Genomic DNA, 21,510 nt, shown 5'->3' with positions numbered 1-21,510 from the left:
TATAATAGCTCCTCCTTTAATTTAAAACCCTGTGAGTGGGTGCTCAAACGCACCACCGGCCTGCGGGCTTCTGTCCGTAGGAAAGGTCATCCGCTTGAGATCCCACTCACAGGAACATTGTACTATGTTTTGGGTTACTTCACCATACCGCGAATCATCGCGGTTACGCCCGTGCGGGATAATTCCTTAATGCCGTAAGGCTTAAGCAGCTCGGTCATCGCGTCGATTTTCTCGGAATCGCCGACGACCTGCACGATCAGCGAGTTCGGGCCGATGTCGACGACCGCTGCGCGGAACGTCTCGACGACGCCGAGAATTTCGGGCCGCATATTCGGCTCGGCATTCACTTTGATGAGCGCGAGCTCGCGGGCGACCATCGGATTGGAGCTCAGATCGACGACCTTGATGACGTCGATCAGCTTATACAGCTGCTTGGAAACCTGCTCCAACGTATGATCGTCTCCAGTCGTGACGATGACCATGCGCGAGAGACCGTTCTCCTCCGATTCCCCGACTGTAATGCTCTCGATATTGAAACCCCGGCGGCCGAACAGGCCGGATACGCGCTGCAGCACACCGGGCTGGTTATTCACTAGAACGGAAATGGTGTGTTTGCGTGTCATTCCGAATCCCCCAGTATCATTTGATCTATCGTCGAGCCTTGCGTTACCATCGGGAACACGTTCTCGTGCTTCCGAACGACGAATTCGACGAGAACCGGACCCGGGGTATCGAGCGCTTCCTGCCAAGCGCGGCGCGCTTCTTCCTTGTTCGTAGCGCGAAGGCCCTTCACGCCGTAAGCTTCCGCCAGCTTCACGAAATCCGGGCTGCCGGCCAAGTCGATATGGCTGTAGCGATTATCGTAGATGATTTCCTGCCACTGGCGAACCATACCGAGCACTTGGTTATTGATGACGACGATTTTCACCGGAATTTTGTTAATGGCGCAAATCGCCAGCTCCTGCGAGCACATTTGCATCCCGCCGTCGCCGTTGATCGAGACGACCAACCGGTCAGGATTCGCTACTTGCGCGCCGATCGCCGACGGGAATCCGAAGCCCATCGTGCCCAGGCCGCCCGAAGTGATCCACGAACGCGGCTTGTTGAATTTGTAGAACTGCGCGGCCCACATCTGATGCTGGCCGACGTCCGTTGTGACGATCGCATCGCCTTTCGTCGTCTCATGAATCATCTCGATCACATACTGCGGCTTCAGCTCAGTCTCAGAGTCGTTGTACTTGAGCGGATTGTTCCGCTTCAGCTCTATCACTTCCGCGATCCAGCTCTCCGACTTTGCCGCTTTCGCCTTCTGGTTGGCCAGCTGCAGAACGGCTTTGATGTCGCCGACTACCGGAATGGCTGTCTCGACGATTTTGCCGATCTCCGCCGGATCGACGTCAATGTGCACGATCTTCTTCGCTTTCGGCGCGAAGCCGTCCACCTTCATCGTCACGCGGTCGTCAAAGCGGGCGCCGATGCCGATCAGCAGGTCGCAGTTTTGCAGCGCCATATTAGCCGCATACGTGCCGTGCATGCCCGGCATGCCGAGCCACAAATCGTCGGCGCTCGGGAATCCGCCCAAGCCGAGCAGCGTTGTGGTAACCGGGATGCGCGTTTTGCGCACGAATTCCATCAGCTCTTCCGCCGCATTCGCATATACAACACCGCCGCCGGCAATAATCATCGGGCGTTCGCTCGCTGCGATGGCTTCCAGCATCCGGTCGACCTGCAGCTTGTTCGGCTGCACCGTCGGATGATAGCCGCGAATATCCACCTTGTCCGGATACGAGAACGGGGCCGCCGCGTTGGAGACATCCTTCGGAATATCGATCAGCACCGGACCTTTGCGCCCTGTCGATGCGATATGGAACGCTTCTTTAATAATGCGGGGCAGATCCTTCACATCGCGCACCAAGTAGCTGTGCTTCGTAATCGGCATCGTGATGCCGGTAATATCCGCTTCCTGGAACGCATCCGTTCCAATCACCGTCGTCGCGACATTGCCGGTAATGACGACGAGCGGCACCGAATCCATATACGCGGTGGCGATCCCCGTAACGAGGTTCGTCGCTCCCGGCCCGCTCGTGGCGATACAGACGCCGACCTTACCGGTCGAACGGGCGTAACCGTCCGCCGCATGAATGGCTCCCTGCTCGTGACGCGTCAGCAAATGATTGAAATCGGGATTGCCGTGCATCGCATCATAAATATATAAAACCGCTCCACCCGGATAACCGAAGACGCAATCGACACCTTCCAGCAGCAAGCTGCGCAACAGCATTTCCGATCCGGTGATGACATCTGGCTTCAACAGCTCTTCGCGAAGCTGCTCTTTAGACTTTTGTGTGGTTTGTAAGATCATGGGTTGGGCCTCCTTCTCTAGATTTAGGACGACGCTTGTAAAATAAGCAAAAAACCCCTCTCGCCCCCAAACGCAAATGCGCCTGACGGGACGAAAGGGGTTGATCTTCCGTGGTACCACCCAAATTTGTTAAATGCCTCACGGCAAATAACCTTAGCAGGTAATGAACGTTGCTAGCAAACGTTACGCTTACCCTCGGCACAATAACGAGTGCCAATCCGATTTTCCCTACTAGCTGCAGCTTGGCATAGCCGCACTTTTCAGGAAAACAGCTCCGAGGTGAGCTCGTAGATAAGGGATTATGGCATTGGTTTCAGCAAATCCAAATGCTCTCTGAACATAAGGGCCCTTAGCACTTCGTCCTCTTCACAGCTGTTAACTGCTGTTTTGTACTTTAATGTATTATATGACGAATCGAGGACTTCGTCAAGAAGAATCGATTTCGGCCTTGCTTCGCGCCTACGGGCAAAAACCGCCGGTTGCGAACGAAAGGTATTCTGCGAAAGTTGTCGTTAGAGGTTGTCAATCATGGACAGGCCGGGTAAAAAGACGTACCTGTACCGTTAAACTTGAAGGGAGTGATTGAAGTTGCGCAAGCCCCTCTTGTCGATTCTCGCTGCTCTGATCCTCATTTCCGCCTTGAGCGTTCTGCTTGTAGCGAACCTTCCGTCCGACCTTCAAGCCGCTTCGCCCCAAGCATCGGCTTCCGTTCAGCAAGCCGCACCTGCACCGGCTGCCGGACGGGTATTGAAGCCCGTACCGAAGTCGCCGCCGTCAGACCAGCCGCTGCTCACATTCTCTGTGCTCAGCGATGCGCACGTCCGCGCTGAAGACGAGTCGTCCCATCAGAAGTTAAGCGCCGCTTTAAGCGATCTGCATAACCTAGATCCGAATGCGGAAGCCATCATCTTAAACGGCGACATGACCGACGGCTTACCCGAGGATTATGAAGCTTTCCGGAACATTCTGGAAACTGCTCCGCTTCCGGACAAGCTCTTGTATGCGATTGGAAATCACGAATACTATAAAGCCTGGCATGACGATCAGGGCCGATGGAAGCCGGCAAGCTTCCCCAATGGCGAAACGGAGCAGACGTCCCAGACGCGCTTCCTGCAATTCTCCAACGCCGAGAACCTCTATTTCGAGCGGATCATTGCAGGATACCGGTTTATCGTGCTCGGTTCGGAACAATACCGGCAATCCGCTCCGGGTAATGGAGAGGATGCTGTTCTTTCTGCGAAGCAGCTGCATTGGTTGGACGAGAAGCTCCACGAGGAGGACGGTTCCGGCAATCCGATCTTCGTGTTCTTGCATCAGCCGCTTCCTTACACGGTAGCCGGCAGCGGGCTGAATCGCGGGGTCGTGGCCTATACCGAGCTCAAATCGATTTTGTCGAAATACCCGCAGGTTATTTTCTTCTCAAGCCACACGCACTGGGAATTGAAAACGCCGTATACGATGAGATGGGATCAATTTACCATGATCAACACCTCCTCCGTAGGTCATCCTTTAACGGATGACGGGAAGGGAGGCGAAACGGAGACGGCGCCCGAAGATAGCGAAGGGTTATTCGTTCGCGTCTTCGCAGACCGGGTGGAGGTGCGGGGCCGTGACTTTGCCCGCAATCGCTGGGTGCCTGAAGCTCAGTTCAGCGTGCCCGTTCCCGGCAGGTGAACGGAAAGGAACCTTACAACGAAGGCATGAAGCCATGCGCAAGGTGCCGGCGTGCGTCGGATGCTCCATCCTTCGCTCGCCGGCATCAGTCTGGCTTGCCCCAGGTAATAACACAAAAAACCCATGGAGTGCACTCTGCTGAACAGCAGAGCGCGCTCCATGGGTTTTAATGTTTGATCTTTAAGCGTTAACCTTTTGTTTAGCGGTTTCGGCGAGCGAGTTGAACGCACTGATATCGTTAACCGCGAGGTCAGCAAGCATTTTGCGGTTTACTTCTACGCCAGCAAGTTTCAGGCCATGCATCAATTTGCTGTAGGACAGGCCGTTTTGTCGAGCAGCCGCGTTGATCCGGACGATCCACAATTTGCGGAAGTCGCGTTTTTTCTGACGACGGTCACGGTATGCGTACAGCAGGGATTTCATAACCTGCTCTTTAGCTGTTTTAAATAATCTATGTTTCGAACCGAAATAACCTTTAGCAAGCTTCAAAATCTTCTTGCGACGACGAGTGCGGATAAAGCCGCCTTTTACTCTTGCCATGACAATCTACCTCCAAGAATGTTGTTTATGGATAACGAAACGAATCGTAATTTGACAATTAACCTTTGATGTTAGCAAGCTGCTGCTTCAGGCGTCTTACATCGCCAGGAGCCATGACCGGGTTCGTTCCGAGCACGCGCTTTTGGCGGCCGGATTTGCCCGACAGCAGGTGGTTTTTGTAAGCTTTGTAACGTTTCACTTTACCGGTACCTGTAATCTTGAAACGGCCTTTCAGGCTGCTGTGTGTTTTCATTTTTGGCATGGGGTGTTCCTCCTTAAAGAATGAAGTTTATTGCTGCTGCTTCGGCGACAAGATCATGATCATGCTTCGGCCTTCCAGCTTCGGCCTGCGCTCGATCACGCACAGCTCTTCCACTTCGGCTGCCATCCGTTCCAGCTGGCGCTGGCCGATCTCGGCGTGAGCGATCTCACGTCCGCGGAATCGAACGGAAAGCTTCACTTTATCGCCATCACTCAAGAACTTCGTGACGTTGCGCAGCTTCGTCTGGAAATCGTGTTCGTCAATCGTAGCGCTCAAGCGAATTTCTTTGAGTTCCACGATTTTTTGGTTCTTACGGGCTTCCTTCTCTTTCTTCTGCGTTTCATAGCGGAATTTCCCGTAGTCCATAATGCGGCATACCGGCGGTTTCGCCGTAGGAGCAACGTTCACCAAATCCAGATTCAGATCCTGCGCAATTTGCAGCGCTTCACGAATCGGCTTAATGCCCAGTTGTTCCCCGTCTGCCCCAATCAGTCGAACTTCTCTCGCCCGAATGTCATCATTAATCATGTGCTCTGTACTAATAACCTGCCACCTCCAAAGGATTATATAAAAAAGACGTAGGCGCTTAGCGCCCACGTCGGTTTAGGTTCAAGTGATCGAACGAACCGATTGCATAATCAGTCATTCATGCCATTCACTCTCATTCATAACCAGCCAACCTTAGTCGGGCAGGTGAGAAGCGGGCGCTTCTTCTTCGCACCAAAACAATATATCACAAGTTCTTGGGTAAAGTCAATGTCCCATTTACAGCTATCCCGCCTGCTTGCTCTGCACTTCTTCCAGCCGGATGACACGGGTGTGCTCCGTATGGCTCCACTGCTTATTGTTCTGCGTGAAGAAGGCGTAAACCGTGATCGGCCACCAGGAAAGCAAATAAACCGGGAACGTGATCAAATACTTGTAAGTCTTAAGCGGCGCTTTCTCAAGCACGATCGCCGTAACGAACTGACCGTAGGACAGAACGGAGTAAATAGCGAACATCAACGGCGCCATTTCGTAAAGCGACGTAAACTTCTCGAAATTCGGAACAATCAAGTTAATCCACAGCACGATCGTCAATATCGAGCCGATAAAGACGTTGTAAACGTTCAGCGCGTAAACCGCCGTATCAATCTTGGCCCAGCTTCTCTCCTTAACCCCCGACCAGAACAGCGGGAGGAAGTAACGGCGCGCGACGTCGAAGTGGCCTTGCATCCAGCGCAGGCGCTGACGCGCGGAGGCCTTGAAGGTCAGTGGCTTCTCGTCGTACACTTTGGCATCGTAGTTGAATGTCGGATTCACGCCGCGCATGACGCAGCGCATCGTAAATTCCAAGTCTTCTACGAGGCTTGTTGCGCCCCAGCCCATCTCTTTAAGCAAGTTCGTTTCAAAGCACATGCCTGTACCGCCCAAGTAGTTGGCAAGCCCCAGATTTGTCCGCGGCAGCTGCCACAAGCGGTTGCAATACCAATACGTGATCGCATAAGCCGCGGTGATCCAGGAGTCATGCGGATTTTTCGTATCGAGATACGCCTGGATCACTTTGGAGCCGTTGCACAGGTCGTTGTTCATATGTGTCAAGTAATCCGGGTTCACCAGATTGTCGGCGTCGAACATGACAATCGCGTCGTATTGACGCGGCATTTTCCAAAGCTCCTTCAGCATCCACTCAATGGCATACCCTTTGCCTCGCAGCTTCGGATTTTTCCGTTCGCAAGCGTGTACGCCCATATCGCGGGCGATCTGCGCCGTATTGTCGGAGCAATTATCGCAAATAACGAAAATATCGTACAGTTCCTTAGGGTAGTCGAGCGTCTTCAGATTCTCAATGAGCGCCCCGACAACCTGCTCCTCATTGTGCGCAGCGACGAGTACGGCAAACGATTTTTGCGGCGCGTGGTTGGCCTTGTTCTTACGACGATACCAACCGAAAAACGACAGAAGCAGCTGATAGCCTCCGATTACAGCCAATAAAATTTGGAGGCCTAGCAGGATACTGTCCAACATGAAACATCCCCCTTTTTTTGTATGTACCCCTTTTGTCTTTCTTTTCTAGTTTTCGCTTTTAATACGGATTCGATGGCGTGATCAGGAATGCGTGGGTCGCCGAATATGATTTTCCTCTCTTTGGTCCGATTTGTCAAAAGCGCAATGCCGCTTGATTAAGTCAGATCTCTGTCATTTCGGGGAAAAAGCTCCGCAATTCCGCTCAGGTTCTTCGCCATCCATCTTTTTACGTCTTATTTTCATCGTTTTTCAAACTTTTTATAAGCTGCATTTGGAAATATTTTTCTTCACGCTGAAGATGCCGGGGTACAAACTATTTCAATACGACGTCTTTCTCCTCACGCGATCGTAACGACGCTTCCGCCACCTTCCGGCAGCTGTCGTACAATCCGGCGAAAATCGCGTCCCACGATTGCTTCATGCTATAGGTTCGTCCGGCCGCGGCAAGTTTTTGCGCAAAAGAGCGGTCCGTGAAAATTTTGTGCGCCGCTTCGACAAATTCCGAAACTTGGCCGGGAGCGCACAACAAGCCGGTTCGGCCGTGCTCGATATTGTCGGCCACGCCTCCGGCGTTCGCTCCGACAACCGGCGTCCCGGAAGCCATCGCTTCGAGGATGACGTTACCGAACGTTTCGGTTGCAGAAGGAAACACGAACACATCGGCCGCGGCATAGAGATCGCTCAGCGCCTAGCCTTGCTGAAAGCCGGTAAACGTTATGTCGGGATCACCTCCATACTGCTCCGTAAGCGGCTTTAGCAGCGGCCCGTCGCCAGCTATGATCAAGTGCGAACAGGCCCGCATGTGTGCCGGCAACGATTCGAAAGTGCGCATCAACACGTCGACGCTCTTCTCGGGAGCCAGTCTTCCAACATATAACATGACGAACTTACCCGGAGAAAGGTTGCGGGCGGCAAGCACTTCCTTTCGATCCGCGAACGGATGAAAGCGCTGCACATCGACGCCGCGGGACCAAATCTCTACGAAATTGAGCCCTTTTTCCTCCAAATGTTTCTTTGCGGAACGGGAAGGAACGTAAATGCGTTGACAGTCCTGATGGAACCAAAGCATGTATTTCCACAGGATCGGCTCCATCCATTGCAGTTTATAGTAAGCGAGATACTGGTCGAAGTGAGTGTGGTAGGACGCTACCACGGGTATGTGATGCCGCTTCGCGTAATGCAGCCCGACCAGCCCCAGGTTGAAGGGTGTCGCCAAATGAATCAGATCGGGGGCAAAAGCTCTGAGCGTTTTCTTCAGATTCATCGGGTCCGGGATAGCCATTCGGCACTCCGGATACAATAAAAAAGGGATACTGTAAAATCGTTCCACCATCCGTTGATTCGTTTCGGCAGCCGAGTGACTTAACGGCGCAAACACCATGCACTCCACCCCGCGCGTTTCCAAGTAATTCACCCATCGACCGAGCGTTTGCGCAACACCGTTCACATCCGGCACATACGTATCCGTAAACAGGGCTACTCTCATAATTAACCTCCTCCAAGTTTTGTTGAAACAGTAATCCGCGTTAGCAGATGACGTGAGACAAAACTACATCGGAAGCATAAGCCGGGTTTTGTCGAAACCGTCATACACGTTGGCGGATTACCTGAGACAAAACTGACATTGGAAGCATAAACCGGGGTTTTGTCGAAACTGCAATCGGCATCGGCGGTTTACGGTGAGACGAAACCGGCGGCTGAAGAATACAATGGACCGTATGGCACGCCGTACAGTCTACCCGGCTGAAGACGTTCACGAGGCGGGAAGCAGCTGCATAAGGAAACTTTCGGGTTGGCCGGCCGTATTAAGGGATACGTTACAAGCGGCAAGTTTCACAAGCTATCTTATCCAAACATTGTTAACGGGGCGTCAATGCAACATTAATTTTTTCTATTCTTTCCGTTGATACTCCATTAACAATTGACAGCTACAATAAAAGTAAGCGCATGACGAAAGCTAATTCCACAGCAGGAGGCGATAACTCTTGAGCCGTGTCGTAACTTGGCTGCAGCATCATGAAAAACGGATGTTTTGTTTTGTGAATCAGCGTATTCAGCACGACGTGCTTGACTTATTCTTTAATGCCTTTACCCATATCGGAGGCGCGACGGTCATGATCGTCACCGCGTTGTCCATTGCCCTATTCACCGGCGGCGATTGGAGAACGGCCGGCATTCAGAGCTGCGCGGCGCTGGCCGTGAGTCATTTGCCCGTGGCTATTATTAAGAAGAAATACCCCAGATTGCGCCCTTATCTCGTCCTTCCCGATACCCGCGCCTGCAAAAATCCGCTGACCGACCACTCTTTTCCTTCCGGCCATACGACGGCGGTATTCTCCGTTCTGGTACCGCTGATGTTTATCGGCCCGTGGACGTTCGCACTGTTCCTGCCGGTCGCCGCTTTGGTCGGCGTTTCACGTATTTATTTGGGCCTGCACTATCCTTCCGATTGTCTGGCCGGCAGCTTGATCGGAACCGTAACCGCCGTCTCGGCTGTAGCCGTGCTGTAGGAAGCAAACCCCATGGAAGGCAAGCCTAAATCACAAGGTACCCGGTGGAGGGAATTCGCCAATGCGTAAAAAGAGGGTTCTATTGTTATCCGAAGGCTTCGGGGCGGGACATACGCAAGCGGCGCACGCGCTGGCCCGAAGTTTGCGCCTGCTTGCGCCGGATATTCAAACCCGCGTGCTGGAGCTCGGGAAGTTTTTACACCCGATGCTGGCTCCTTGGGTATTTACGGCGTACCGGAAGACGGTATCCACCCAGCCCAGACTGTATGGGATGGTGTACAGGTCGCGTTACAAAAAATCGCTGAACCGCATGACACAGCTCGCCTTGCACCGCATTTTTTACGCACAGGCGGCAGCCGTCATCCGTCAGCTGCGTCCCGATACGATCGTGTGTACGCACCCGTTCCCCAGCGCGGTCGTTTCCCGTCTGAAACGAATCGGTCTCGACGTTCCTTTATGTACGGTCATTACCGATTACGACGTTCACGGGGCATGGGTAAGCCGTGAAGTGAACACCTACCTGGTGCCCACTGAGGACGCCAAGCAAACCTTGCTTAGCCGCGGCGTACCGGCCGATTCGGTTCAGGTGACCGGCATTCCGGTGCACCCGAATTTCTGGAAGGCGCACAACCGCGACGAGCTGCGCGCTCGCTTCGGGCTAAAGGCCATGCCGACGGTGCTCGTGATGGGCGGCGGTTGGGGATTAATGAAGGGAAAAGCGTTCCTCGATCATCTCGTGCAGCGGCGGGAGGACATACAGCTCGTTATTTGCCTCGGCAGCAACGAGAAAGCCAAAGCTGCGCTGCTCGCAGATGAGCGGTTTCGACATCCCCATGTGCGCCTGCTCGGTTTTACCCATGAAATCGACAAATGGATGGACGTGTCTGACTTGCTGATCACCAAACCGGGAGGCATGACATGCACGGAAGCTATGGCGAAGGGAATCCCGATGCTGTTCTACGAGCCGATCCCGGGCCAGGAAGAGGAAAACCTTCAATATTTCATTCAGCAGGGGCTCGGGGAACCGATACGCTCGCCGGAAACCGTCAATCGTTGGTTTGACATGCTGGCGGAGCAATATCCGGTCATGCGGCATAGACGTGAAGCGCGCGGAACCAGCGCAGCCGCTTACCGTCCGATGGATTGTTCGCGCGTGATCATCGATCAGCTGGCGGCTGCCGGCTGCTGGACCAAGTCTTCATAGCCGAAAAGCCCTGACCGGGGGTCAGGGCTTTCTCGCGCGGAGCCAAGCTCCGCCAATGTCATAACGAAAGTAAGATGGAGGGCTTATAACGAAGCCCGGTGAAATATAGCGGACCGGTAAGGTACCATCGGAACGAAAACGGGCGAACCGTCATTCAACCAAATAGACGCGAGATCGTTCCGTTATTATTGCCGCAGGAGTTAGTTCGCGTTTCCTTCCGGTTCAGCCCCCGCCTCGTCTTCCTCCGCCAATCGCTTCACATGAGCGGCCAGCGCCTTCTCGCCGATCACGACTTCCACCCGGTGAATCGGCATCCCCCGCTCGAAAAATTTCGTCTCGTATTCCGTCATCACCAGATCGGTGCGCGGCCCTTCGGCATGCAGATCGAGCGAAATATTGCGCATCCTCAGTCCGAGATCGGCGAACGAGTTCAAAGAAAATTCGAACAAGCTGCGGGAATCCGTCTTGAAATGAATTTCGCCGTTATCGTTCAGGACTTTCTCGTATTTACGGACAAAAGCGGCATGCGTCAGCCGACGGCGCGCGTGCTTCTTTTTCGGCCACGGGTCGCTGAAGTTCAAATAGATGCGGTCCAGCTCACCACTCTCGAAGATGTCCTCCAAATATTCGATATTGAAACGAACGAGCCGCAAATTCGACAAGTCGCCGCCATGAACCTCACGGGAATCGCGTGCTTTCTCGCTGCCTCTGCGAATCAATTCGTCGTACATGTCGATGCCTATGTAATTCGTTTGCGGGTTGAGCGCGCTTAGCTCGCTGATAAACTTTCCTTTGCCCATGCCGAGCTCCACATGAATCGGACGGTCATTGCCGAACACTTCCCGCCAACGGCCCTTATGAGCCTGCGGTTCCAAAACAACCAGCTCGGGCTGAGCCTCCAGCGCTTCTTTTATTCCTTTACGTCCTCTTAGCCGCATACTCGATTTTCCTCCAACCGCAATTTACGCGCGTCCTGTTCTGAAACCCGGGACAGCCGTTTTCCTTTGTCGATTATACTCAATAATACCGGCAATGAAAAGACCGAACCCGGGCGATCGTTCGTTCGCTTAAGGTTCGGCCGCAGTCGGTGCGTGAAGGCTGGCTTTCCGTCTTTATACTTTACTTCGCACGGTCTACATCCTCGTCCCTGCTGCGTCCGCGCATGCCCGCTAATCCGAGAAGACCCAGGAGGCCCAACCATCCCCAATTGCTGCCGTTCGCCGTGGTTGCGTTGTTCGCCGTGTTCGTCCGGTACGAGAGCGTACTGTAATTGCCTCCATACCCGTAGCCGGTGCGATCGGCGGTATTCGGGTAAGTGTTCATGCGGTCGAGCATGTTGTCGTTGTAGCCGGTTCCCGTCGTGGTTGTCGTTCCGGTCGTGCTTGTGCCCGGTGTCGAAGGGCCGTAGCCGGCCGTGCCCGTCGTAGTCGGGTTAACCCTGCCCGTGGCGCTAGTCGCTCCGGTGCCGTATGTCCCGTTGGTGTTGTAAGTTCCATACGTGCCCGACGTACCGGTAGTTCCGGTTGTACCGGTAGCAGCTGTCTCGGCGAACGCCTGACCTCCGAAACCTAATGCAGTCGTCAACGCTAACGCAAGCACTGTTTTACCGAACTTGTTCATGATGTGAGAAATCTCCCTTCTCCAATCGAAAGTTGGTTAGCCGCCCTGCAACCATAGGATGAACCTCGGCGCTTCTTGTTATCCGATTCGGGACAAGGGGGCTATTGTCAAGGGAAAGTTCGCTTTTCCGCCCTGTTTTTTGTAAAATGATTGAGAGCCATCGTGCTCGCAGCAACCTGAATTTGAAGGAGTCCATACGCCATGCAAGCAACGGAATCAACCGGACCCCGTTTATGGGGAGATAAACGGTTTCATACATGGAATTACGAAATGCGCCGGCAATTCGGCACCAAAGTGTTCAAAGTGATGCTCGACGCCGGTTTTACGTGCCCCAATCGGGACGGAACCATTGCGACCGGCGGGTGCACGTTCTGCAGCGCCCGCGGCTCGGGCGATTTCGCCGGCAGCCGCCGCGACGACCTCGTGACGCAATTTAACAAAATTCGCGACCTGCAGCATCAGAAATGGCCGGAAGCGCAATATATCGGTTATTTTCAAGCCTATACGAATACGTACGCTCCCGTCGAAGAGCTCCGTGAGTATTATGAAGCGATCTTGCAGCAGCCCGGGGTTGTCGGGCTGTCGATCGCCACTCGGCCGGACTGCTTGCCGGACGATGTGATCGACTATTTGGCCGAGCTGAACGAGCGGACGTACCTCTGGGTCGAGATGGGGCTGCAAACCGTGCACGAACGCACGTCCGAACTCATCAACCGCGCGCACGACACCGCCTGCTACCTGGACGCCGTCGCCAAGCTGCGGGCGCGCGGCATCCGCGTTTGCGCCCACATTATATACGGGCTGCCGCAGGAGACACACGAGATGATGCTGGAAACCGGCCGGCAAGTGGCGCATATGGACGTGCAAGGGATTAAAATTCATCTGCTCCATCTGATGCGCAAAACGCCGATGGTTAAGCAGTACGAAGCCGGGCTGCTGCAATTCCTCGAGAAAGATGAGTACGTGAGCCTGGTCGTCGACACGCTGGAGCTGCTTCCGCCCGACATGATCGTTCACCGGCTTACCGGGGATGCGCCGCGCGACTTGTTGATCGGTCCGATGTGGAGCCTGAAGAAGTGGGAAGTGCTGAACGCATTCGACCAAGAACTGGTTCGCCGGGACACTTGGCAAGGGAAAAAGTGGACTTCGGCATGAACCGACCGTTCCCCGCGAGCGAGCCTCGATCCTCGTAGGAAGACGACGATTCCAGAATGTGAGGGGGCTTGACGATGAGAACCATTCCGCAGCGCTCTAACGCCGCTCTGCTGCTCGGGGTCGCGCTGCTGGCCGCGACCGGCTGCAGCTCGGAGCCGGTCCGGCCGGCGGCTCCGCAAGCTGCCGCACCCGCCGCCGATAGCAGCGGGACGGGTGCGCCCCTGTTGCCGCCGCCGAAGGCTGCGCCTGTTGCCCCGCAGGGGGCAACAGGCGCGCCCGCGGGCACCGGCGGCGGCGCAAGCGCTGGAGCCGCCGGCAGCAGCCCGGCGGCGGCTATGCCCGGAGCGCCCGCGGCGAAGCCGGGCGGCGCGCAGGTGTTCGCTGCGCAGGCGGAGGCCGAGCCGCAGCGAGCGCCGGTTGCACCAGGCAAGGTGACGGCGCCGGCGGTAGCAACCTCGGAGCCGGGTTCCGGCTCCGGCAGCAGCGGCTTCGCCGCCCCGGCGAAGCCGCGCGAGCCCGCGATGGCGGAGCCCGCGGCTGCCGATGTGTCGGCGCAGGCCCAGCCGCTCTACAAAGATAATTGCCTCGCCTGCCACGGCGATCAATTGCAAGGAAACGTCGGCCCCAGCCTGTCGAAGGTCGGCGGACGGAAATCGAAAGCGCAGCTCGTGGAACAGATTCGAGAAGGCAGCAGCGATATGCCCGGCTTCAAGGAAACCTTAAGCGAAGAAGAAGTGGAAACGTTGGCCGCTTGGCTGACCGTGAAGAAATAAGTGAAGAAATAAGCGACTATACTTAAGAACTTGTACGACTGAACACTGATGCAGGAAAGGAAGTCGTTCGTCCTTGGGATTCATCTCTATTCTTAGTTTCGCGCATAAATTAATGGAAGAACGCGTACAGGCCGGCGAAACGGTCATCGATGCCACCGCCGGCAACGGCGTGGACACGGTGTTTCTGGCCAAGCAAGTCGGCATGGAGGGCATCGTGTACGCCTTCGATATTCAAGAAACAGCGATCGCATGCACCGCGGCACGCTGCGCGCAAGAAGTGCCGGGGCACCGGGTGGAGCTCGTTCTCCGCAGCCATGCGGAGCTGGCCGATGCCATTCCCGTAGAGCACCACGGACGGATCGCCGCCGTGGCGTTCAACCTCGGCTATTTGCCGGGACACGATCACGGCACCGTCACGCTGCCCGACTCCACGCTTGCCGCGCTGCAGGCTGCGGCCGGACTGCTGCGCCGCGGCGGCATCATCACGATCGTGCTGTACACGGGGCACCCGGGCGGACCAGAAGAAGCCGAAGCCGTGGAAGCTTGGGCGGCCGCCCTGCCGCAAGCGGACTACCAGGTGCTCACCTACCGATTCCTGAACCAACGCAACCGCCCGCCTTATGTCATCGCTATTGAAAAAAGATAGTCTTGTATACCCGAAACATCCCCTTTTGATCCAAAAGCGGGATGCTTTCTTTGTATAGACGGTCTCTCGCGCTATAGCGCATTCCCGCTTGAATTGATATAATTTTCAAGAAGTGAGAGGATTCAAGAGACACGAAAGTAGGGAGCGCGCAAAACCATGAAACCATACCCGTTGAAATGCAATCCGGAGTTTAAAAACAGAGTGTGGGGCGGGCGAGCCTTGGAGCAATTCGGCTTAGCGCTGCCCGAAGGTCCTATCGGCGAAGGCTGGATGATCGGCGATCACCCGAACGGCACGACAACGGTCGCGAACGGCGAGCTGGCCGGGCTCGGACTGGATCGAATTCGCGAGTTATACGGGAAAACGCTGTTCGGGAGCAAAGGCTTCTCCGAGAAAAACGGCCGCTTCCCGCTGCTGATCAAGCTGCTGGATTGTCAGGACGACTTGTCGGTGCAGGTTCATCCGAACGATCATTACGAGCGTCTGCCGCAAGGCGAACTCGGCAAAACCGAAATGTGGTACATCCTGGACGCCAAACCGGGCGCCAAAATCATATACGGCTTACAAGAAGGCGTCACCCGCGAACAGTTGGCGGCAGCGATTGCAGACAACCGGATCATGGACTGCCTCCATGAAATTTCCGTCGAAGCCGGGGACAGCTTCTACATTCCGGCCGGTACGGTGCACGCTCTCGGCGCCGGCGTACTGGTCGCGGAAATTCAGCAAAACTCCGACAGCACCTACCGGCTGTACGATTACGACCGGCTCGGATTGGACGGCAAGCCGCGAGAGCTGCATATTGAAGATTCGTTGAACGTTATCGCCTATGAAGGATCCGGCGCGACTTATATGAAGACGGAGCTGAGCGGACCGCAGCAATGGCTAACCCTCGTCCAATCCCCTTTCTTCATCACCGAAAAAGGCCGAGTCGAAGGCGAATGGAGCCTGCAAACCGTGCCGGACAGCTTCGTCATCCATATCGTCTGCGAAGGAACGGGCGCAATCCGCTGGGCAGACGGCGAACTCGCCGTGAAAGCCGGCGAATGCTTCTTGCTCCCGGCGAACTTGGGCGACTACGCACTCGCGGGCAGCATGACCGTGCTGCGCAGCTATTTGCCTTAAATTCAACCGTTCGGCTGTGTGGGCCGGACGGTTTTTTTGTACCCTTGCGCCTTTACCGCCGTCGTTTCGCTGTTATCCGTTTGAGCGCATGAAAACCCAAAAAAGCGCCCCTGACAGGGCGCCTCTTGGCCTCTTGCGAACTTGCCGGTTAAGCCCCGGCCGGCTCCAGCGACAGCGTGAACGGCTGCGGCTTGAGCGACGCGTCCGGGGGAAAATAGACGATCAGCAGCTGATCGCTCGACCGGTCCAGCACGCCCTCTTGCAAATATCGGTCGAGGCGGAACGGCAGCACTTCAATCATGACGTGCTTGTGCAGCTCCTTCTCCCCGATTCCAAGCGCGGCGAATCGTGACGATACGGCTTCGGGACGCTCGGCGAGCGCCCGCAGATATTCCGCCTGCGCGGCTTTATCGAGCGAGAAATCCCACCAGATTTTTCGCGGCTTGTACTTGTGGTTCAGGAAATAATCGAGCTTCATCAGACCCTCGATCACCTCGAGTCCCTCCGTCCCCCGATGCTTCAGAAATGCATGCAGCCGGGTGAATAAATCCTCGAGCTGGTGGCCGATTTTTTGCCAGCCCCGCTCCTCCCAATAATCCCCGAACTCCTGGAAAAAATCGAAGGCGGACGTAAATTCCCGCTTAATCAAATAGTTCACCGTGTGATCCATCCGGTGAGCGTTCCAGTACTTCTCCAGCACGTCCTCCACCCGCTTGATCCGCACCAGGTCGGAGAACGGCAGGATGTTGTTGCCGAGAATTTCATACGGTGCGTGATCCATGTATTTGTAGCCGTATTTGTCGGCATCATGCCGCATCCCGGTGCCGCGCAGCATTTTCAAGAAGCCGAGCTGCAGCTCTTCCGGCCCGAGGGCAAATACGTCGTTGAATGTTTTGCGGAACGAATCGTAATCTTCCTCAGGCAGCCCCGCGATCAAATCGAGATGCTGATCGATTTTGCCGCTCTCCTTCACCTTCGTGACCGTGCGGGTCAGCTTGCTGAAATTTTGCCGGCGCTTGACGAGGCTGTTCGTCAGGTCATTGGTGGACTGCACGCCGATCTCGAAGCGGAAGACGCCCGGCGGCGCATGCTCCGCCAAATAATCAAGCACCTCGGGACGCATGATGTCAGCCGTAATCTCGAACTGGAAGACGCAGCCCTGATGATTGTGAATAAGAAACTCGAACATGTCCATCGCATAGTCGCGTTTAATATTAAACGTACGATCGACGAATTTGATCAGCTTCGCTCCGGATTCAATCAAGTAAAGCAAATCGCTCTTCGTCCGTTCCACGTCAAAATAACGCACGCCGACTTCGATCGACGACAAACAGAACTGGCAGCTGAACGGACAGCCCCGGCTCGTCTCGAAATATACGACACGGTTCGCCAAGCTCGGCACATCCTCGGCAAACCGATGCGGCGTCGGGATCTGGTCGAGCACCAGCTTCGGCCGCGGCGCATTCAGGATGACGCGGTCTTCTTTGCGATAAGCGAGGCCAAATACGCTGTAGAACGCGCGGTCCCCTTGAAGCTCCGTCAATAGATGGTGGAAGGTTTCCTCGCCTTCGCCCATGACGATATAATCCACTTCCGGCAGCCGTTTCATCCAATACTCCGTATCGTAAGAAACCTCCGGACCCCCGAGCACGATGACGACCTCCGGCATAATTTTCTTCAGCATGCCGATGACGACAATCGTCTCCTCGATGTTCCAGATGTAACAGGAAAAGCCGATGACCGCCGGTTCGCGCCGATACAGGTCCGAGACAATGTTCATCGCGGGATCTTTAATCGTGTACTCGGCGATTTGGATGTCCGGGAAGTCCTGCTGGCTGAACGATTTCAAGTACCTCAGGGCTAGTGACGTATGGATATATTTGGCGTTTAATGTGGATAATACAATGCTTTTCATGATATATACAGAACCTCTTTATTCTCGCGGACGAGTGGTGTAAAGTATCCTTATTCTACACGGAAACACGTATGAACACAAAAAAAAGAAAATGGAACCCTTCGTCCATTTTCCTTATTCATACAAGCCGCCTCCCGGCTGCATCCAATCCGTATTCGGAGTTACCGCATCGAGCATAAATGCATCCTGCCCGGTTTCGGTCCAAATATTTGCTTGCGACATCAGCTGCTCTTCCACCAGCTCCTTCTGCGTAACGAGCGCATCCACGTCTCCGCCGCTTTGCTCGATCGTGTGCTGGAGCCGGTTTCGTTCCTCAAGCCGTTTGGCCATTTGATATAAAATCATAGTTGTTCCAACGTCCTTCCCTTTGTGAATACTTACCTTTATCATACAGCGCGAACATTAAGACAAGATTAGACGAATATCAACGTTTCGTTAAAATCTCTTTTTTCAGGGTATGCGGTATGGCATCTTATCTTTTGCAGGTTCACCAAAAAACATGCAAAAATTCCTCCCTAAGGAACATACCTTTCACACCGCAACCCGCAAAAAAGCGCTGCACCCAAATACATAGGGCAGCAGCGCTTGCTCCATCATCTTGTTCAATAGGCGCGAGGCGCGCAAAAGCCTTTTATTTCTTTTTCAAATCCTCTATGGAATCAATATTCATATAAGAAGGAACGACAAGGCCGATTTTCGTACCGTTCAAATTCGGGCCCAAATCTTCGAATTTGCCTTGATACTTGTCATAGTAATCTTTATGGGTGGTCGGCAGCCAGGCAGCTACAATGGCGTCGGCATCGCCGCCCGCAATTCCGGCCCACATCGGTCCGGCCTCCACCTGCAGCATTTCGACCTTATAACCTAACTTGCTTTCGAGCACTTGTTTCACAACATTCGTGCTTGCAATCTCGGAATCCCACGCTACATACGCAAGCTTAAGCGTCTTCCCTTCTGCCTTTGGAATATCTTTTACCCACTCGTCTACCTTCGCACCGTTGTCTTTAATCCAATCAGCAGCCGCTTGCTCCGGTTTTTTCCCCTCTTGTATGGCTACCATGACTTTCGCCATATCGTCGGGCGACCACTCGAACCTGTCCAGCAAAGCGTGAGCGGACGGATGATCATCTTTTAACCCGTTTCTTGCAATCGTATGAATTTGCTCATCGCCCCCGTACACGCCTTTAGGATCTGCTAAATATTTCAGCTCGTATTTGGCGAATTTCCAATGCGGGGTCCATCCTGTCACGATGATCGGTTTTTTATCTTTGTAAGCTTTATCCAACGCTGCGGCCATCGCTGCACCGGAGCCCTCCACAAGCTTCCAATCCTTCAAATCGTATTCCTTCAAAGCTTTTTCCGTAGACTTCATGAGACCTGCGCCGGGATCAATGCCGATGATTTTGTAGTCCACCTGATCCCCTATAAACTCGGAGGAAGCGGTCGACGATTCCTTCCCGCATCCCGTCAGGGCAACGACACTCGAAATGCCAATAACCGCAAGCACCTTCATTAATTTGGATGGATTCGACATATTACCCTCTCCTTTTCTGCTTTCTTTTGACCAAATGCTGCGATAATCGATCCAGCAAAATAGCAAGAATAACAATACATAAACCCGCTTCAAAACCTTGTCCGGTTTTAATTTGGGTAACTGCGCGATACACATCCGCACCAATCCCCTGCGCTCCAATCATCGAGGAAATAACAACCATCGATAGAGCCAGCATAATCGTTTGGTTGATACCGGCCATGATGGAGGGAACCGCGAGCGGCAGCTGAATCTTAAACAGCTTTTGATTAGGCGTTGATCCGAATGCTTCCCCGGCTTCTATTAAATCGTGCGGCACTTGGCGTATGCCCAAATTCGTCAGCCGAATCGTAGGCGGGACAGCGAAAATAACCGAAGCGATAACCCCCGGCACTACACCAAGACCGAAAAAGGTTACGGCCGGAATCAAATAAACGAATGCCGGCATGGTCTGCATGAAATCCAATACAGGCGTCAGCAGATTCTGAATCTTGTTATCCCGGGCACACAGAATGCCCAAGGGCACACCGAGGATAATGGAAATCGTGGCGGAAGTCATAACCAGTGCCAACGTATCCATGGTATGTTCCCAATAACCCAAATTATCGATTAAGAAGAGACCCAGCAAAGTAAATACAGCAAGAGAAGTGCTGGCAAACCAGTAGGCGACAGCGGCTAGAATGACCACCATCAATAATGAGGGCGGAAGCAGGAAAAGGAAGGAAAAGAAATCAACGATGCCTTCAATAACCGTGGAGAAGATATCAAACAGAACAGATAATCTGTCCTCCAAACCGTTGACGATGCTTTCAATCCATTCATCCAGCGGCAGCTTAGGTATGGTCATTCGCGCTTACCTCCTTCGGCAAAGCGTGGCCTGCCAACGCCCCAAGAACAGCGCCGCGAACAATGACCCCCATAATCCGGCCCGCTTCATTCACCACGCCTACGGGGTATTTGGACGTCCCGCATATATCGAACAAATCGTTAAGCAAGACATCGGGCGCAACTGTAGGCGTGTCCCTGATGACGATATCCTCCAGGCTTTTGCCTTCGCGCACCGCTTCCGATGCATGCTCAGCGGTAATGACGCCCAGCAGCCTCTTGCTTCGGTCCACGACAAAAAGATTCGATATGCCGCTCTCTCGCATTAATTGCAAAGCAACCCTCGGCCCCCGGTCCAGGCCGATTGTCTCCGGTCTTCGCATCACATGGGATGCCGTAAGAACTTTGGACAAATCCACATCCTCGACAAACCGTTCCACGTATTCATTCGCGGGATTGATCATGATTTCTTCAGGTGAGCCGATTTGTACAACCGCCCCGTCCTTCATTAACGCTATACGATCACCGATACGAAGCGCTTCATCCAGATCATGTGTAATGAAAATAATCGTTTTTTTCATTTTTTCCTGTAAATCGAGCAGCTCATCCTGCATGTCTTTACGAATGAGCGGATCAAGCGCACTGAATGCTTCATCCATTAGCAAAATATCCGGATCATTAGCCAAAGCTCTGGCAAGACCGACACGCTGCTGCATACCGCCGCTCAACTGATCCGGATAGCTATTGGCCCATGACTGGAGTCCAACCAGCTGCAAAGCTTCCGAGGCCTTTTTTTGTCGTTCCGTTTTCTCTATCCCCTGGACCTCTAATCCAAACTCTACATTTTCAAGTACAGTCCGGTGCGGAAACAGCGCGAACTTCTGAAAAACCATGCTTATTTGATTTCGCCTAACCTGTCTAAGCTGTTCTTGATTCATCTTCATGATATCTTTGCCTTGAATAAGGATACGGCCTTGTGTCGGTTCGATAAGCCGATTCAACAACCGGACTAACGTTGATTTACCGCTTCCCGACAATCCCATAATGACGAAGATTTCGCCCGGTTGGACGGAGAAATGAACCCGATTTACGCCTACCGTATGCCGCGTTTCTTTGTATATTTTTTCTTTGCTCCAACCCTGATCGAGATACGTCAATACGCTTTGCGGATCGTTTCCAAACACTTTAGTCAGGTCTGTAACTTCAATGATAGCCAAGGTGACACCCCCATTCCAATTCATTTCCAGTTCTGTACCAAGTCTAATGCAAAAATAAAGCCAGTGTCAACCGTTATATTCGTTTATATAGTTTGTTCTGTAAAAACTGTACAAATAGTTTGCTCCAGGTTCCTCCCTTTTCCTCCC

20 protein-coding genes and 1 pseudogene are annotated in these 21,510 nt (G+C 53.8%); 7 read left to right on the top strand and 14 right to left on the bottom strand.

Translation table 11 applies throughout. The annotated features are described in order from the left end of the window. Positions 1 to 134: 134 nt before the first annotated feature. Together ilvN and ilvB are read right to left on the bottom strand one after the other, a co-directional pair. Positions 135 to 623 (bottom strand): acetolactate synthase small subunit, encoded by a 489-nt coding sequence (gene ilvN / locus ACZ439_RS16505; protein WP_127610470.1) that lies wholly within the window; start codon positions 621 to 623, stop codon positions 135 to 137. Further along, positions 620 to 2,362: a biosynthetic-type acetolactate synthase large subunit gene (ilvB, locus tag ACZ439_RS16500; protein ID WP_054800197.1), complete on the bottom strand. Its 1,743-nt coding sequence runs from the start codon at positions 2,360 to 2,362 to the stop codon at positions 620 to 622. The genes ilvN and ilvB overlap by 4 nt, the downstream gene beginning before the upstream one ends. 588 nt (positions 2,363 to 2,950) lie before the next feature. Here ilvB and ACZ439_RS16495 point away from each other — a divergent pair. Then, positions 2,951 to 4,036, top strand: a complete 1,086-nt coding sequence (locus tag ACZ439_RS16495) for a metallophosphoesterase family protein (protein WP_054797930.1) — start codon at positions 2,951 to 2,953, stop codon at positions 4,034 to 4,036. Between the two features lie 180 nt (positions 4,037 to 4,216). On the opposite strand, the gene rplT is transcribed toward ACZ439_RS16495, so the two are convergent. The 5 genes and pseudogenes from rplT to ACZ439_RS16470 all read right to left on the bottom strand — a co-directional run bounded on the left by rplT (position 4,217) and on the right by ACZ439_RS16470 (position 8,331). After that, complete coding sequence (gene rplT / locus ACZ439_RS16490; protein WP_127610464.1) at positions 4,217 to 4,576, bottom strand: 50S ribosomal protein L20; 360 nt, start codon at positions 4,574 to 4,576, stop codon at positions 4,217 to 4,219. 58 nt (positions 4,577 to 4,634) lie between these two features. Continuing rightward, positions 4,635 to 4,838 (bottom strand): 50S ribosomal protein L35, encoded by a 204-nt coding sequence (gene rpmI, locus ACZ439_RS16485; RefSeq protein WP_054797929.1) that lies wholly within the window; start codon positions 4,836 to 4,838, stop codon positions 4,635 to 4,637. Between the two features lie 27 nt (positions 4,839 to 4,865). Beyond that, positions 4,866 to 5,366, bottom strand: a complete 501-nt coding sequence (gene infC / locus ACZ439_RS16480; RefSeq protein ID WP_127610462.1) for a translation initiation factor IF-3 — start codon at positions 5,364 to 5,366, stop codon at positions 4,866 to 4,868. 243 nt (positions 5,367 to 5,609) lie between these two features. Then, entirely contained in the window at positions 5,610 to 6,845 is a 1,236-nt protein-coding gene (locus ACZ439_RS16475; protein ID WP_054800199.1) for a glycosyltransferase family 2 protein, read from the bottom strand. A gap of 313 nt (positions 6,846 to 7,158) precedes the next feature. Next, positions 7,159 to 8,331: pseudogene (locus ACZ439_RS16470) on the bottom strand (glycosyltransferase family 4 protein). 499 nt (positions 8,332 to 8,830) lie between these two features. Here ACZ439_RS16470 and ACZ439_RS16465 point away from each other — a divergent pair. Together ACZ439_RS16465 and ACZ439_RS16460 are read left to right on the top strand one after the other, a co-directional pair. Beyond that, on the top strand, positions 8,831 to 9,355 hold the full coding sequence (locus ACZ439_RS16465) for a phosphatase PAP2 family protein (protein ID WP_054797928.1): 525 nt from the start codon (positions 8,831 to 8,833) through the stop codon (positions 9,353 to 9,355). Between the two features lie 61 nt (positions 9,356 to 9,416). Continuing rightward, the gene (locus ACZ439_RS16460) at positions 9,417 to 10,559 is read left to right on the top strand and encodes an MGDG synthase family glycosyltransferase (RefSeq protein WP_464619928.1); all 1,143 of its coding nucleotides are present in this window, start codon (positions 9,417 to 9,419) and stop codon (positions 10,557 to 10,559) included. A 200-nt stretch (positions 10,560 to 10,759) separates the two neighbouring features. Here the strand turns inward: ACZ439_RS16460 and trmB are convergent, their stop codons facing one another. Both trmB and ACZ439_RS16450 read right to left on the bottom strand, forming a co-directional pair. After that, the gene (gene trmB / locus ACZ439_RS16455; protein WP_054800200.1) at positions 10,760 to 11,497 is read right to left on the bottom strand and encodes a tRNA (guanosine(46)-N7)-methyltransferase TrmB; all 738 of its coding nucleotides are present in this window, start codon (positions 11,495 to 11,497) and stop codon (positions 10,760 to 10,762) included. A 181-nt stretch (positions 11,498 to 11,678) separates the two neighbouring features. Further along, positions 11,679 to 12,179 carry a WGxxGxxG-CTERM domain-containing protein gene (locus tag ACZ439_RS16450; RefSeq protein ID WP_054797927.1) on the bottom strand — a complete coding sequence of 167 codons (501 nt, stop codon included), beginning with the start codon at positions 12,177 to 12,179 and terminating at the stop codon, positions 11,679 to 11,681. A gap of 201 nt (positions 12,180 to 12,380) precedes the next feature. On the opposite strand from ACZ439_RS16450, the gene mnmL reads away from it, so the two are divergent. The 4 genes from mnmL to ACZ439_RS16430 all read left to right on the top strand — a co-directional run bounded on the left by mnmL (position 12,381) and on the right by ACZ439_RS16430 (position 15,875). Then, positions 12,381 to 13,334 (top strand): tRNA modification radical SAM protein MnmL/YtqA, encoded by a 954-nt coding sequence (mnmL, locus tag ACZ439_RS16445; RefSeq protein WP_054797926.1) that lies wholly within the window; start codon positions 12,381 to 12,383, stop codon positions 13,332 to 13,334. Between the two features lie 335 nt (positions 13,335 to 13,669). Next, the gene (locus tag ACZ439_RS16440; protein WP_464619927.1) at positions 13,670 to 14,107 is read left to right on the top strand and encodes a c-type cytochrome; all 438 of its coding nucleotides are present in this window, start codon (positions 13,670 to 13,672) and stop codon (positions 14,105 to 14,107) included. A gap of 73 nt (positions 14,108 to 14,180) precedes the next feature. Further along, entirely contained in the window at positions 14,181 to 14,753 is a 573-nt protein-coding gene (gene mnmM / locus ACZ439_RS16435) for a tRNA 5-(aminomethyl)-2-thiouridylate-methyltransferase MnmM (protein ID WP_464619926.1), read from the top strand. A gap of 156 nt (positions 14,754 to 14,909) precedes the next feature. Continuing rightward, on the top strand, positions 14,910 to 15,875 hold the full coding sequence (locus ACZ439_RS16430) for a type I phosphomannose isomerase catalytic subunit (RefSeq protein WP_464619925.1): 966 nt from the start codon (positions 14,910 to 14,912) through the stop codon (positions 15,873 to 15,875). Between the two features lie 148 nt (positions 15,876 to 16,023). Here the strand turns inward: ACZ439_RS16430 and ACZ439_RS16425 are convergent, their stop codons facing one another. The 5 genes from ACZ439_RS16425 to ACZ439_RS16405 form a co-directional block, all read right to left on the bottom strand. Further along, the gene (locus tag ACZ439_RS16425; RefSeq protein ID WP_464619924.1) at positions 16,024 to 17,790 is read right to left on the bottom strand and encodes a B12-binding domain-containing radical SAM protein; all 1,767 of its coding nucleotides are present in this window, start codon (positions 17,788 to 17,790) and stop codon (positions 16,024 to 16,026) included. Between the two features lie 114 nt (positions 17,791 to 17,904). Next, a complete protein-coding gene (locus ACZ439_RS16420; protein ID WP_054796892.1) occupies positions 17,905 to 18,135 on the bottom strand; it encodes a DUF2789 family protein in 231 nt (76 codons plus the stop codon). Positions 18,136 to 18,421: 286 nt separating this feature from the next. Continuing rightward, positions 18,422 to 19,324 carry a glycine betaine ABC transporter substrate-binding protein gene (locus tag ACZ439_RS16415; RefSeq protein WP_155615855.1) on the bottom strand — a complete coding sequence of 301 codons (903 nt, stop codon included), beginning with the start codon at positions 19,322 to 19,324 and terminating at the stop codon, positions 18,422 to 18,424. A gap of 1 nt (position 19,325) precedes the next feature. Further along, a complete protein-coding gene (locus ACZ439_RS16410) occupies positions 19,326 to 20,168 on the bottom strand; it encodes an ABC transporter permease (RefSeq protein WP_054796891.1) in 843 nt (280 codons plus the stop codon). Then, positions 20,155 to 21,363 (bottom strand): quaternary amine ABC transporter ATP-binding protein, encoded by a 1,209-nt coding sequence (locus ACZ439_RS16405; RefSeq protein WP_127610531.1) that lies wholly within the window; start codon positions 21,361 to 21,363, stop codon positions 20,155 to 20,157. The genes ACZ439_RS16410 and ACZ439_RS16405 overlap by 14 nt, the downstream gene beginning before the upstream one ends. Between the last annotated feature and the right edge of the window lie 147 nt (positions 21,364 to 21,510).

This window comes from Paenibacillus sp. JCM 9796, assembly GCF_055379675.1.
Note: the sequence above shows the minus strand (reverse complement) of the source record. Positions and strands in the feature narration are given on the sequence as shown.

What these genes read in the sequence shown, in the direction of transcription:
- ACZ439_RS16430 (WP_464619925.1), top strand. Translation starts at nt 14,910, where the DNA reads ATGAAACCATACCCGTTGAAATGCAATCCGGAGTTTAAAAACAGAGTG.
- ACZ439_RS16420 (WP_054796892.1), bottom strand. Translation starts at nt 18,135, where the DNA reads ATGATTTTATATCAAATGGCCAAACGGCTTGAGGAACGAAACCGGCTC.
- infC (WP_127610462.1), bottom strand. Translation starts at nt 5,366, where the DNA reads ATGATTAATGATGACATTCGGGCGAGAGAAGTTCGACTGATTGGGGCA.
- ACZ439_RS16450 (WP_054797927.1), bottom strand. Translation starts at nt 12,179, where the DNA reads ATGAACAAGTTCGGTAAAACAGTGCTTGCGTTAGCGTTGACGACTGCA.
- rpmI (WP_054797929.1), bottom strand. Translation starts at nt 4,838, where the DNA reads ATGCCAAAAATGAAAACACACAGCAGCCTGAAAGGCCGTTTCAAGATT.
- rplT (WP_127610464.1), bottom strand. Translation starts at nt 4,576, where the DNA reads ATGGCAAGAGTAAAAGGCGGCTTTATCCGCACTCGTCGTCGCAAGAAG.
- trmB (WP_054800200.1), bottom strand. Translation starts at nt 11,497, where the DNA reads ATGCGGCTAAGAGGACGTAAAGGAATAAAAGAAGCGCTGGAGGCTCAG.
- ilvN (WP_127610470.1), bottom strand. Translation starts at nt 623, where the DNA reads ATGACACGCAAACACACCATTTCCGTTCTAGTGAATAACCAGCCCGGT.
- ACZ439_RS16425 (WP_464619924.1), bottom strand. Translation starts at nt 17,790, where the DNA reads ATGAAAAGCATTGTATTATCCACATTAAACGCCAAATATATCCATACG.
- ACZ439_RS16475 (WP_054800199.1), bottom strand. Translation starts at nt 6,845, where the DNA reads ATGTTGGACAGTATCCTGCTAGGCCTCCAAATTTTATTGGCTGTAATC.
- mnmL (WP_054797926.1), top strand. Translation starts at nt 12,381, where the DNA reads ATGCAAGCAACGGAATCAACCGGACCCCGTTTATGGGGAGATAAACGG.
- ACZ439_RS16460 (WP_464619928.1), top strand. Translation starts at nt 9,417, where the DNA reads ATGCGTAAAAAGAGGGTTCTATTGTTATCCGAAGGCTTCGGGGCGGGA.
- ACZ439_RS16415 (WP_155615855.1), bottom strand. Translation starts at nt 19,324, where the DNA reads ATGTCGAATCCATCCAAATTAATGAAGGTGCTTGCGGTTATTGGCATT.
- ilvB (WP_054800197.1), bottom strand. Translation starts at nt 2,362, where the DNA reads ATGATCTTACAAACCACACAAAAGTCTAAAGAGCAGCTTCGCGAAGAG.
- ACZ439_RS16440 (WP_464619927.1), top strand. Translation starts at nt 13,670, where the DNA reads ATGCCCGGAGCGCCCGCGGCGAAGCCGGGCGGCGCGCAGGTGTTCGCT.
- ACZ439_RS16410 (WP_054796891.1), bottom strand. Translation starts at nt 20,168, where the DNA reads ATGACCATACCTAAGCTGCCGCTGGATGAATGGATTGAAAGCATCGTC.